Here is an 11,969-nt window from a genome sequence, read left to right on the forward strand (position 1 = left end):
AGAATTGTGCTATTAACCACTACGGTGAATTGATTTCATCAAATATAAAAAAACTTAAATTAATCCATGATTAATTTAAGTTTTTTATATGATATTCACAGAGCGTTTTAATTACTCTTCTTCATCTTTTGCAAAAGGTCGTTTTCCAAAAATCTTTTCTAAATTGTCTTTGAAAATCACCTCTTTTTCCAATAAAACTTCGGCTAGTTGAGTTAGTTTATCCTTGTTGTCTTCAAGTAGTTTAATTGCACGCTGATATTGTGTTTCAATAATATTTGAAATTTCTTTATCAATAAGCTCTGCAGTTTTTTCACTGTAAGGTTTGGTAAATCCATACTCCGTTTGTCCAGAAGAATCGTAATAGGTAAGATTCCCCACTTGGTCACTTAACCCATAAATAGTAACCATCGCACGTGCTTGTTTCGTTACTTTTTCTAAGTCACTTAAAGCACCTGTAGAGATTTTATCAAAAATTACTTTTTCAGCTGCACGTCCACCTAAAGCAGCACACATTTCATCCAACATTTGTTCGGGTCTTACAATAAGTCGCTCTTCAGGGAGATACCAAGCAGCGCCAAGAGATTGTCCTCTAGGTACAATAGTTACTTTGACCAGTGGAGCGGCATGTTCAAGCATCCAACTAATAGTGGCGTGACCAGCTTCATGATAAGCAACAGCACGTTTTTCATCTGGAGTTATGATTTTGTTTTTCTTTTCTAATCCACCAACAATTCTATCTACCGCATCTAGAAAATCTTGCTTGTCAACGGCTTTCTTACCATTTCTAGCGGCAATTAAAGCAGCTTCATTACATACATTGGCAATATCTGCTCCAGAGAATCCTGGCGTTTGTTTTGCCAGAAAATCGATGTCCAAAGTTTCAGATTGTTTTATTGGTCTAAGGTGAACTTCAAAAATTTCTTTTCGTTCTCTAACGTCTGGTAAATCCACAAAAATTTGCCTATCAAAACGCCCAGCTCGCATTAAAGCTTTATCTAAAACATCAGCTCTGTTAGTAGCTGCAAGTACAATTACATTGGTATTAGTTCCAAAGCCATCCATCTCTGTGAGCAATTGATTCAGCGTATTTTCACGTTCATCATTAGAGCCTGAAAAGTTACTTTTTCCACGAGCTCTACCTATAGCGTCAATCTCATCGATAAAAATAATGGCTGGCGATTTTTCTTTAGCCTGTTTAAACAAATCTCTTACTCGCGAAGCTCCAACACCTACAAACATTTCAACAAAATCTGAACCAGACAATGAAAAGAAGGGAACTTGGGCTTCACCGGCAACGGCTTTAGCTAATAGGGTTTTTCCTGTTCCTGGTTGCCCAACTAAAAGGGCGCCTTTAGGTATTTTACCTCCAAGTGAGGTGTATTTTTCAGGGTTTTTTAGGAAGTCAACAATTTCTTGTACTTCTTCTTTTGCACCTTCTAATCCAGCGACATCCCTAAATGATGTTTTTACATCAGTCTTCTCGTCAAAAAGGCGTGCTTTAGATTTTCCGATATTAAAAATCTGACCTCCAGCTCCACCGCCAGAACCAGATGACATTCTTCGCATAATAAAAATCCAAACCCCAATAATCAAAATAAATGGAAGTAGCGAAATGAGGAAATTGCCCCAAAGATTTTCTTCTGTTTTGTATTTTAACTCTGTAGTAAGATTATTTGCCCCAATGGTTTCATTGATTTCTTTTTCAAAATTTTGAAGATCTCCAAATTCAAATGTATAATTTGGGGAAGGAGTCATTGCTGGCAAAATGTTATTAGGCTTTGTAGCTTTATGAACTTCTTTTTCTACAGCTTCTTTAGTAAGGTATACTTTAGCTTCTCTCCTATTAACAATTTCAACTTTTGCTACATCGCCTTGATCTAAATATTCTAAAAATTTAGAAGGGGTTATGGTAGCCGAACTTTGCCCACCAAAACCACCATAAAATAACTGCATCCCAAGAAATATAGTAATTACTACACCATAAATCCAGTAGGGATTCAGTTTTGGTTTTTTATTTGGATTTTTATTGTCTTTACTCATTAATGTTTTATTAGTAACTAGTTTCTATCACGGTTGTTTTGGCATCACCCCAAAGGCTTTCAATATCGTAATATTGTCTAATATGTTTTTGGAATACATGTACAACAACATTAACGTAATCAATTAGAACCCATTCGGCATTGTCGCTTCCTTCAATGTGCCATGGGTTGTCTTTTAATTCTTTACTTACCTTTTTTTGAACGGAATTTACAATGGCGTTGACTTGGGTATTTGAAGTCCCTTCACAAATCACAAAATAATCACATACGGTATTCTCAATTTCTCTTAAATCTAGAATTGTAATCTCCTTTCCTTTAACATCTTCAATGCCACCTAGTATTGTTGTTATTAATTGATCTGCGCTCGTATTTTCTTTCGCCATTAATTTGATTTAAATTTGTGCAAAGTTATTATTTTTTTGCTTCTTATTAACCTTAAATGTTCTTAAGAATAATATAAATTATTATTTCTTGATATATGCACATAATCAAACTTGATGCCATTGATTCTACCAATTCCTTTTTACGACAATTGAGCAGTGCTTCAATGGTTGAAGATTTCACAGTAGTAATAGCCAATCATCAAACCAATGGAAGGGGGCAAATGGGAAGCGAATGGAGATCTGAAAAAGGAAAAAATCTTACAGTTAGTGTGTTTAAAGATGTTTCTTTTTTAAAAGTAGATGAGCATTTTTGTATAAGTATGGCAGTTGCATTGGCCATTATAGGGGCCTTGAAGACGTTTGATATTAAAGGATTAAAAATAAAATGGCCTAACGACATTTTGTCAGACAACATGAAAATTGGAGGCGTTTTAATAGAAAATGTCATAAGTTCGAAGAAACCAAAAGCCTCAATAATTGGATTTGGACTGAATATTAATCAAACTGAATTTGAAAATTTACCATCGGCATCTTCCTTAAGATTAATAACGGGACAGGTTTTTGACCCAGATGAGGTGTTACAGGTCATCTTGAATAGTTTGAAATATTATTTCTCTTTACTAGAGCAAAAAGCGTTTGATAAACTTAAATCAAGTTATGAAAAGCAACTTTTTAGGAAGAATAAGCCTTCAACTTTTAAAGATTATGAAGGCAATTTATTTACAGGATATATTCAAGGTGTTTCAAAAGCAGGTAACCTTCAAGTTTTAATCGAAGACGGAATAGTAAAAGAATTTGACTTGAAAGAGGTCTCTTTATTGTATTAAACTTTAGAAGGCAAATTGGTTGCCAGAGTTTCAATGAATTTACTTATGGGGCCTTTAATCATCATAGCCATCATTGGGTTGAAGTCACCATTAAATGTTAGTTGTACTTCACTGGTACTATCATCAACACTTTTGATATCGCCAGTTAGTGAGAAGTCTAATTTCCCTCCAGCAGCACCCAAGACAATTTTATTTGGGGCAATTGCTTCTTTCTTTTTTAGGATAATTTCGGGCATTCCTTTTAAGGCAAAAACAAATGTATCTTCGCCTAATACTTCGAATTTGCTGATATTCTCCGGCATCAATTGTTCAAAGTTTTTTACGTTAGATAAGAACTCAAACGTATCTTGAGCCGGTTTTTTTATGGTTACTGTAGGGGATTCTAAATTCATAAAATTATTGATTATTATAAGTATAGAAATATATTAATTAGCATTCCATTCACTCGGATTGGCATTCCATTGTGCTAAAATTTTTCGCTCTTTGGTGGTTATGTATTTAGTTTTTAAGGCCTGATCCAATAAATTTTCGTAGTTACTAAGCGTGTATAATGTCACTTCGTTTTCTTTAAAATTTTCCGTTGCCACTTCAAAACCATACGAAAATATAGCTACCATTCCTTTAACCTTAACTTTAGCATCGATTAAAGCCTTAACAGCGTTTAAACTACTATTTCCGGTACTAATAAGATCTTCTACAACAACTACATTTTGTCCAGCTTCAATATAGCCTTCAATTTGGTTCTTTCGCCCATGACCTTTTGCTTCTGGCCTAACATAGATAAAGGGTAACCCTAAAAACTCGGCGACTAAAATACCAATTCCAATGGCCCCAGTAGCAACTCCAGCTATAACGTCGGGTTTGCCAAAAGTTTGTTCAATGTGTTTAGCAATGGCAGAGCGTATATAATTTCGTATTGGTGGATGGGATAAAACAATTCTGTTGTCACAATAAATTGGGGATTTCCATCCTGATGCCCAAGTAAAGGGATCGTTAGGCTGAAGCTTTATAGCATTGATCTGCAATAATAAATCAGCCGTTTCTTTGGCGGTTTGTTCATCAAAAATCATAGCGCAAAACTAAACAATTTTAACCATATCGTTTTTTAAATATGAAATAAAATACTTTTTAAAATTGTCGGTATATATCAAAAAATGATATTTTTACCACCATCAATAGCAAACCTTTACTATGTATAAAGTTTTTGTCAATGACAAACCTATTATTTTAACTACCGAAGTATGTATGGAAGGGGATTTTAAAAATTACCTTCTTGAGTCGGCTAAAATAGGCAAGATCATTAAGGAATTAAATAAATCATCAGTACAGGAAATACGACTTGTTGGTAAAAAGGAGAGCAAACTTTTAAAAAAGTTTTTAAAAAAATTGCCCAAGGTTGTAGCTGGAGGGGGCAAGGTTTTTAACGAAAAGGGTGAGATACTTTTTATCTATCGAAACGATAAATGGGATTTGCCTAAAGGAAAGATTGAACGTAAAGAGAGTATTGAAGAAACAGCTATAAGAGAGGTTGAAGAAGAAACAGGAGTTAAAAACCTAGAAATCGTAAAGCCTTTAGATACTACCTATCATATTTTTAAACGAAACGGACGCCACAAAATAAAGATAACTTATTGGTTTGAGATGAAAACATCTTACAATGGCCCATTAGAACCCGAACACACCGAAGGTATTACGAAAGTACAATGGCTTAATCCAAAAGAAGCTGCTGAAGCACTTGAAAATAGCTATGCTAATATTAGGGAGCTAGTCTAGTTTATTTACATATTATTTCAAAAAATTACTTTTGAAACGCAATTAGCATTGAAATTGCTGGCACTTTGATTGATTTGCTAATTTTTGGTCCTTCATCCATATAAAATGTGTTATCAATCACGGCCAGTTGCCATTCACCTTCAAGTTTATAATCGACAGCTTTGGTTCTGGCATTATAGATGACCAAGATGTTTTTCCAGGAATCACCGTTAGCGTTATTTGCAATTTGGTAACTTACCAAACCGTTTTCAACCGCTGCAAAAGTTAGGTATGATACAACATCTGTTGCAGAAACCATTCTAAATGCTGGATGTGCTTTTCGCAAGGCAATTAGATTTTTGTAATAGTTAAATACGTCTGGATGCTCAAACTTCCAATTCCAATTGATTTGATTAATACTGTCTGATAAGTTATACGAATTATGTTCCCCCTTTTTGGTCCTCAAAAGTTCTGCGCCAGCATGCATAAAAGCCGTTCCTTGTGAAGTCATTACAATGGCATTCGATAATTTATCCATTTCTATAATGGCTGCTTCATCAGCGTCAGGTCTGGAAACTTTTAATTTATCATAGAGTGTGTGGTTATCATGACATGAAACATATGAAATGGATTGCCATGGTTCATTGGTCCAAGGTGCTTTGGAATAGTTTACGGCTTTATAATCCACTTGTGGATGATGAATAGCACCAACGACTCCAAATTTTATAGATTCTTCAGTATCTTTTGCACCGCTTACAAATCCTGTACTTGCATCTTCAAACACCGAACCTTTTAGACCATCTCTTAAATCGTCACTAAAGGCCGAAATTTCAGGCATTTTTTGAGTGTTATGTTTTAAGGCTCTTTGTTCAATTGGTAATGGCGAATCACCAGCGGTCCAGCCTTCACCATAAATTATAATGTTTGGATTGATGGCCTTTAGTGTTTTAGCAACTTCATTCATTGTGGTAATATCATGGATGCCCATGAGATCAAATCTAAAGCCGTCTAAGTGATATTCTTTTGCCCAATATGCGACAGATTCAATTATAAATTTACGCATCATGGGAAGCTCTGAAGCAGTTTCATTGCCACAGGCAGATGCATCAGATAATTTCCCGTTTTCCCAATGTCTATAATAATAGCCGGGTACTTCTAAATTAAAATTTGAATTTTCTGTACGTCCGGTATGATTATAAACCACATCCAAAATCACTCCAATACCTTGGTCATGAAAAGTTTTGACCATCTGTTTAAATTCCTTAATCCGTACTTCTGCTTTGTATGGATTAGATGAAAACGATCCTTCAGGGACATTATAATTTTGTGGATCGTATCCCCAATTGAATTGCGCGCTATCCAGTTTGGTTTCATTAATAGCATAGTGATCAAAAGTGGGCAGCAAATGCACGTGGGTTATACCCAACTCCTTTATATGATCTAATCCTGTTGAAATACCATGTGGACCTTTTGTGTTGTCTTCAACTAATCCGAGATATTTACCAGGCTTACTAGAACCCGACTGTGGATGAATGGTCAAATCACGTATGTGCAATTCATAAATTATGGCTTCATTTGGATAGGAAGTTTTTGGGCCTTTGTCTGTATCCCATCCCTGTGGATTTGTGCTTTCCAAATCTAAAACCATAGCACGTTTGCCATTTACACCTACAGCTTGAGCATAAATACCAGGGGTTTCTTCTAACCAATTACCATTTACTTTAATTTGATAGGTATAATAAGTGCCGCTAAAGTCGCCTTTTAATTGCTTGCTCCATATGCCAGATTCTTCAAGTGACATTTCGTAGTGTTCAAAAGCCTCTCCGCCTATACTTTCCTTGTAAAGGTTAAGTTTCACCATTTGAGCTGTTGGAGACCATATTTTGAAGGTTGTTTGTTCTTTTGAATAGTCTAGCCACAATTCAGTTTGAAGTGGAGCAGGATAATCTTGGTATGAGGCGTAGTTTGTCTTTTTTTCTGTACAAGAGATTAGAATCATTGTTAAGAGGAAAAATGGTATACCTTGTTTCATAAATGGTGCTTATGGTTTAATTCGCTTGGTAAAGTTTGAAATCGAAGTAACCGTATTATTACTTATAAATTTAATGAATTCGCTTCCAATAATAGCCCCTTTGGTATATTTAGTAGCTTGTGTGAAAGTTTCTTGATCCTTAATACCGAAACCAACAATCTGTGGGTTTTTAAGATTCATACTACCAATTCGCTTGAAATAATTAGTTTGCTCATCGCCAAAACCAGACTGGCTTCCTGTAACGCTGGCGCTACTAACCATATAGATAAATCCATTTGAAATAGAGTCAATAAAACGAATGCGTTCTACCGACGTTTGTGGCGTAATTAAAAACACATTGATTAAACCATGTGACTCGAAAATTCCCTTATAATCTTGGTTGTAAACATCAACCGGCAAATCTGGAATGATTAAACCATCAATGCCAATATCTTGACAACGTTTACAAAAATCTTTGACCCCATATTGCAAAATAGGATTAAAATACCCCATAATTATTAATGGAATGGACACCGATGCTCTTACATCTTTTAATTGGTTAAACAAAACTTCAGTGGTCATTCCATTTTTTAAGGCTTTTGTAGAACTATCTTGAATGGTAGGACCGTCGGCCAATGGATCACTAAAAGGCAGTCCGATTTCAATCATGTCTGTTCCTGCTTTTTCCAATTCTTGAATGATGGAAACCGTATCGTTTACGTTGGGGTAACCTGCTGTAAAATATATTGACAATAATTTTTTGTCTGTTTTGAGTTTTTGATGGATTCTGTTCACAATTTATAAATTAAAATAGTTGATATAGGTATCTAAATCCTTATCGCCACGACCCGAAAGGCTCAATACCACAATATCTTTTGGGTTAAATTTTTTCTGTTCAAAAATGGCTAGGGCATGGGAGCTTTCAATAGCGGGGATGATTCCTTCGAGTTTGCAAAGTTCCAAACCTGCTTTCATGGCTTGATCATCAGTAATGGAAATAAATTCAGCGCGACCAGATTTGTATAAATGGGCATGCATGGGGCCAACTCCAGGATAATCTAATCCTGCCGAAATAGAATAAGGCTCGGTGATTTGACCGTCATTGGTTTGCATTAATAATGTTTTGCTGCCATGAATTATACCCTCTTTCCCTAAAACAGAAGTAGCGGCGCTTTCACCAGAATCAACTCCTAAACCAGCGGCTTCAACAGCTATCAATTTCACATCAGTATCTTCCAAAAAATGATAATACGCTCCGGCAGCATTACTTCCGCCGCCAACACAAGCCACTACATAGTTTGGTTTTTTTGTGCCTTCCTGTTCCTGTAATTGCCATTGAATTTCCTCTGAAACCACAGCTTGGAAGCGTGCAACCATATCAGGGTAGGGATGAGGTCCAACGACACTTCCAATGATGTAATGTGTGTCAACCGGATTATTAATCCAGTCCCTAATAGCTTCATTTGTTGCGTCTTTTAAAGTTCTACTTCCTGATAAAGCAGGTACTACAGTGGCTCCCAGCATTTTCATTCGTGCTACATTGGGTGCTTGTCGTGCGATATCAATTTCGCCCATATAGACAATACATTCTAAACCCATTAAAGCACAAACTGTGGCTGTAGCCACACCATGCTGTCCTGCTCCGGTTTCAGCAATGATACGGTGTTTCCCAAGTCGTTTGGCCATTAATATTTGTCCGATTGTATTGTTGATTTTATGTGCGCCAGTATGATTAAGGTCTTCTCTTTTTAAATAAATTTTAGTATTGTATTTTTCGGATAAACGCTTTGCAAAATACAATGGAGAAGGTCGTCCGACATAATCTTTTAGAAGTTTATTGAATTCACTTTTGAAGTCTGGCTCGGCCATTACTTTTAAATAGTTTTGCCGCAATTCTTCAACATTTGGATAGAGCATTTCGGGGATGTAAGCACCTCCAAATTCACCATAATAGCCTTTTTCATTAATATTATAACTCATAGTTGAGATTTAAATTCTTTTAATAATTCTATATCTTTTAATCCGGGTTCAAGTTCAAATTTACTGTTAACGTCAATGGCGAAGCAATACTTTGATTCTTGGGTTTTAAAAAATGAATTCAAAGCTTCTACCTCTTCAATTCCAATGCCACCACTTAAGAAAAAAGGCTTGGTAAAGGGGTAATTTTTTAAAACTTTCCAATTAAATGTGTAACCATTACCGCCAGGTAATTTTCCTTTGGTATCAAAAAGATAATAATCACAAACATCTTCAAAAGATTCTAAAATCGAAAAATCGAATTCATTTTTTATAGAAAATACTTTAATGATTTCAATTTGATGTGATCTTGAATTGATTTCAGCATCACGCAAAGTTTTACAAAATTCAGGAGATTCATCGCCATGCAATTGCACGGCGTCTAATTGATGCACATTTATTTTATTAAGGATGTCACTTATTGTAGCATTTACAAAAACCCCTGTTTTTTTAATGGTATTGGGAAGTTTTGGAATAATGGAATCAAAAAATCGCGCAGATTTATTATAGAATATAAAGCCGAGGTAATCTGGTTGAAGTTTAGCAACTTCAATCATATTATCAGCATATTTCATTCCGCAAATCTTTAGTTTCATTGGGTTAGTTCTTCTATAAATTGTTTTGCACTTTTTCCTGCATCATCGGTTTTCATAAAATTCTCTCCAATTAAAAACCCTTTGTAACCAAAAGTTTGTAGTTCTTTGATTGCCGAGACACTGCTTATACCACTTTCTGAAACTTTAACGAAATCATCTGGGATTAATTGACTTAAGGCCTTACTAATATCTAAACTAACTTCGAAGGTTTTTAAGTTTCTGTTATTTACTCCAAGCATATCTACAGTTGGAAGCAATGATTTTTTAAGTTCTTGCTCGTTGTGTACTTCTAAAAGGACTTCGAGTTCCAAACTTTGTGCTAATTCAGAATAGGCTTTAAGTTCATCCTTTGACAAAATAGCTGCAATCAGTAAAATAACGTCAGCGCCATAGGCTTTGGCTTCAATGATTTGATACGGATCGATTATAAATTCTTTGCGAAGTAAGGGCAATTTACAGCTGGCTCTTGCAGTAAGTAAATCATCCAACGAACCTCCAAAATACTTGCCGTCAGTGAGCACAGACATGCCACAAACACCAGCTTTTTCATAGCCTTTTGCGACATCAAACACATTTAAATTTTGGTTGATGACTGATTTTGAAGGAGAACGACGCTTGTGCTCTGCTATTATGCCTGAATGGGTTGAGTTTAAACTTTTAACCAAGGAAATAGCGTCTTTTTCAAAGAGGACAGATTGCTCTAATTGCTCAATAGGAATTAGCTTTTTCCTTAACTCTACTTCGGTATGTTTATCTGCTACTATTTTATCTAGTATTGTCATCTTATTTACTCAATTCGACCAAGGTCGTGAAACATTGTTTTGCTTTTTCGCTTTTTATGGATTCTTGAGCCATTTCAAATCCATTTTGAATATTAATACCTTTAACCGTTGAAATAGCTAAAGCGGCATTGGCGCAAACCACGTTGTTTTGTGCTTCGGTTCCTTTGCCATCTAAAACGTCTACAAATATTTTAGCGGAATTCTCTATGGAATTACCACCATAAATGGCGTCTTGGGTTAAAGTTTCAATTCCAAAATGTGAGGGTGAAATCATTTGCTCCATAGTGTTGTTGACAACTTTTGCATTTCCGGTCAATGAAATTTCATCATAGCCGTCCAAGGCATGAATTATGCTATAATTTTTATCGGTGTTTTGATAAAGATAACTGTACAATCGTAACAATTCTAAACTAAAAACACCAACCATTTGATTTTTAGGAAAAGCTGGATTCACCATTGGCCCCAACATATTAAAAAAGGTTTTTACTCCAAGTTCGCGACGAATAGGAGCAACGTGCTTCATTGCAGGATGAAACAATGGCGCATGTAAAACACAAATATTTGAGCGGTCAAGACTTCGTTTTAAAAAGTCGGTATCCGATGAAAATTTAACACCTAGAAACTCTAATACGTTCGAAGATCCACAAGCAGATGAAACGCCGTAATTTCCATGTTTAGTGACTTTGATTCCTGCCCCTGCAGTTACAAAAGAAGCTAAGGTTGAAATATTAAAAGTATCCTTGCCGTCGCCTCCGGTTCCACATAAATCAATGGTGTTATGATCTTCAAGATCAACAGGAATACACAATTCTAAAAGAGCATCTCGAAATCCTTGAAGTTCTTCAATGGTAATGCTTCGCATCATATAAACTGTTAAAAATGAAGCAATCTGACTTTGATTGTAATTACCTTTAGAAATATTTACCAATACTTGCTTGGCTTCTTCACTTGAGATGCTTTCTTGATTTATAAGTCTGTTTAATATTTCTTTCATCTTAACTATTTAACCAGTTTTTTAATATTTGCTTTCCATTGGGCGTCAAAACCGATTCTGGATGGAATTGAACACCTTTAACATCATAAGTTTTATGTCGAAGCGACATAATTTGTCCGTTTTCGTCAAATGAAGTGGCTTCAAGTACTTCGGGTAAATTAGGATGAACTACCCACGAATGATAGCGTCCTACTTCAAACGTTTTTGCAAGCCCATTGAATAAAGGCTCATCGTCAACACAGGTTTCTACTTTTGTGGCAACACCATGAAATACGGTATCTAAATTAATCAGTGTTCCTCCAAAAACTTCACCAATGGCTTGTTGGCCTAAACATACACCTAAAATACTTTTAGTTGGGGCATACGTTTCAATTATGAGTTTTAAAAGTCCAGCTTCATCAGGGATTCCTGGGCCTGGGGAAAGAACGATTTTATCAAAAGGTTTAACGTCATCTAAAGTTAATTGATCGTTACGTTTTACGGTAACATCACAATCTAAATCCTGCAAATAGTGTACGAGATTATATGTGAAACTATCGTAATTATCTATGACTAATATCTTTTTCATA

Annotated in this window: 13 protein-coding genes; 2 read left to right on the top strand and 11 right to left on the bottom strand. The window is 35.5% G+C overall.

From position 1 onward, the window contains the following. Nucleotides 1-111: 111 nt before the first annotated feature. Together ftsH and rsfS are read right to left on the bottom strand one after the other, a co-directional pair. Nucleotides 112-2,040: an ATP-dependent zinc metalloprotease FtsH gene (gene ftsH / locus ACFO5O_RS04045; protein WP_387961197.1), complete on the bottom strand. Its 1,929-nt coding sequence runs from the start codon at nt 2,038-2,040 to the stop codon at nt 112-114. Between the two features lie 10 nt (nt 2,041-2,050). Then, nucleotides 2,051-2,422 (bottom strand): ribosome silencing factor, encoded by a 372-nt coding sequence (rsfS, locus tag ACFO5O_RS04050; protein ID WP_387961199.1) that lies wholly within the window; start codon nt 2,420-2,422, stop codon nt 2,051-2,053. A gap of 95 nt (nt 2,423-2,517) precedes the next feature. Here rsfS and ACFO5O_RS04055 point away from each other — a divergent pair, with 95 nt between their 5' ends. Beyond that, the gene (locus tag ACFO5O_RS04055; protein ID WP_387961201.1) at nt 2,518-3,249 is read left to right on the top strand and encodes a biotin--[acetyl-CoA-carboxylase] ligase; all 732 of its coding nucleotides are present in this window, start codon (nt 2,518-2,520) and stop codon (nt 3,247-3,249) included. Here the strand turns inward: ACFO5O_RS04055 and ACFO5O_RS04060 are convergent. Beyond that, nucleotides 3,246-3,641 carry an SRPBCC family protein gene (locus ACFO5O_RS04060; RefSeq protein ID WP_387961203.1) on the bottom strand — a complete coding sequence of 132 codons (396 nt, stop codon included), beginning with the start codon at nt 3,639-3,641 and terminating at the stop codon, nt 3,246-3,248. The two genes, ACFO5O_RS04055 and ACFO5O_RS04060, sit on opposite strands and share 4 nt — an antisense overlap. Nucleotides 3,642-3,674: 33 nt before the next feature. After that, a complete protein-coding gene (gene pyrE, locus ACFO5O_RS04065) occupies nt 3,675-4,319 on the bottom strand; it encodes an orotate phosphoribosyltransferase (RefSeq protein ID WP_387961205.1) in 645 nt (214 codons plus the stop codon). 121 nt (nt 4,320-4,440) lie between these two features. On the opposite strand from pyrE, the gene ACFO5O_RS04070 reads away from it, so the two are divergent. Then, nucleotides 4,441-5,022 (top strand): NUDIX hydrolase, encoded by a 582-nt coding sequence (locus ACFO5O_RS04070; RefSeq protein WP_387961207.1) that lies wholly within the window; start codon nt 4,441-4,443, stop codon nt 5,020-5,022. 25 nt (nt 5,023-5,047) lie between these two features. Here the strand turns inward: ACFO5O_RS04070 and pulA are convergent, their stop codons facing one another. Genes pulA through ACFO5O_RS04105 form a run of 7 tightly spaced genes read right to left on the bottom strand, consistent with a single transcriptional unit; the run spans nt 5,048 to nt 11,968 of the window. Next, the gene (gene pulA / locus ACFO5O_RS04075; RefSeq protein WP_387961209.1) at nt 5,048-7,033 is read right to left on the bottom strand and encodes a type I pullulanase; all 1,986 of its coding nucleotides are present in this window, start codon (nt 7,031-7,033) and stop codon (nt 5,048-5,050) included. Between the two features lie 9 nt (nt 7,034-7,042). After that, complete coding sequence (gene trpA / locus ACFO5O_RS04080; RefSeq protein ID WP_387961211.1) at nt 7,043-7,807, bottom strand: tryptophan synthase subunit alpha; 765 nt, start codon at nt 7,805-7,807, stop codon at nt 7,043-7,045. 3 nt (nt 7,808-7,810) lie between these two features. Further along, nucleotides 7,811-8,992, bottom strand: a complete 1,182-nt coding sequence (gene trpB / locus ACFO5O_RS04085) for a tryptophan synthase subunit beta (RefSeq protein WP_387961213.1) — start codon at nt 8,990-8,992, stop codon at nt 7,811-7,813. Further along, nucleotides 8,989-9,624 carry a phosphoribosylanthranilate isomerase gene (locus tag ACFO5O_RS04090; protein WP_387961215.1) on the bottom strand — a complete coding sequence of 212 codons (636 nt, stop codon included), beginning with the start codon at nt 9,622-9,624 and terminating at the stop codon, nt 8,989-8,991. Before ACFO5O_RS04090 ends, trpB begins: the two co-directional genes overlap by 4 nt. Then, complete coding sequence (gene trpC / locus ACFO5O_RS04095; protein WP_387961216.1) at nt 9,621-10,406, bottom strand: indole-3-glycerol phosphate synthase TrpC; 786 nt, start codon at nt 10,404-10,406, stop codon at nt 9,621-9,623. The genes ACFO5O_RS04090 and trpC overlap by 4 nt, the downstream gene beginning before the upstream one ends. Nucleotide 10,407: 1 nt before the next feature. Next, complete coding sequence (gene trpD / locus ACFO5O_RS04100) at nt 10,408-11,400, bottom strand: anthranilate phosphoribosyltransferase (RefSeq protein WP_387961218.1); 993 nt, start codon at nt 11,398-11,400, stop codon at nt 10,408-10,410. Between the two features lies 1 nt (nt 11,401). Further along, nucleotides 11,402-11,968, bottom strand: a complete 567-nt coding sequence (locus tag ACFO5O_RS04105; RefSeq protein WP_387961220.1) for an anthranilate synthase component II — start codon at nt 11,966-11,968, stop codon at nt 11,402-11,404. Between the last annotated feature and the right edge of the window lies 1 nt (nt 11,969).

The sequence above is a fragment of the Geojedonia litorea genome (genome assembly GCF_042654525.1).
GTDB classification, from domain to species: Bacteria; Bacteroidota; Bacteroidia; order Flavobacteriales; family Flavobacteriaceae; genus Geojedonia; species Geojedonia litorea.

Bases quoted from the DNA above. Each gene is read 5' to 3' on its own strand.
- ftsH (WP_387961197.1), bottom strand. From the start codon at position 2,040: ATGAGTAAAGACAATAAAAATCCAAATAAAAAACCAAAACTGAATCCC.
- rsfS (WP_387961199.1), bottom strand. From the start codon at position 2,422: ATGGCGAAAGAAAATACGAGCGCAGATCAATTAATAACAACAATACTA.
- ACFO5O_RS04055 (WP_387961201.1), top strand. From the start codon at position 2,518: ATGCACATAATCAAACTTGATGCCATTGATTCTACCAATTCCTTTTTA.
- ACFO5O_RS04060 (WP_387961203.1), bottom strand. From the start codon at position 3,641: ATGAATTTAGAATCCCCTACAGTAACCATAAAAAAACCGGCTCAAGAT.
- pyrE (WP_387961205.1), bottom strand. From the start codon at position 4,319: ATGATTTTTGATGAACAAACCGCCAAAGAAACGGCTGATTTATTATTG.
- ACFO5O_RS04070 (WP_387961207.1), top strand. From the start codon at position 4,441: ATGTATAAAGTTTTTGTCAATGACAAACCTATTATTTTAACTACCGAA.
- pulA (WP_387961209.1), bottom strand. From the start codon at position 7,033: ATGAAACAAGGTATACCATTTTTCCTCTTAACAATGATTCTAATCTCT.
- trpB (WP_387961213.1), bottom strand. From the start codon at position 8,992: ATGAGTTATAATATTAATGAAAAAGGCTATTATGGTGAATTTGGAGGT.
- ACFO5O_RS04090 (WP_387961215.1), bottom strand. From the start codon at position 9,624: ATGAAACTAAAGATTTGCGGAATGAAATATGCTGATAATATGATTGAA.
- trpC (WP_387961216.1), bottom strand. From the start codon at position 10,406: ATGACAATACTAGATAAAATAGTAGCAGATAAACATACCGAAGTAGAG.
- trpD (WP_387961218.1), bottom strand. From the start codon at position 11,400: ATGAAAGAAATATTAAACAGACTTATAAATCAAGAAAGCATCTCAAGT.
- ACFO5O_RS04105 (WP_387961220.1), bottom strand. From the start codon at position 11,968: ATGAAAAAGATATTAGTCATAGATAATTACGATAGTTTCACATATAAT.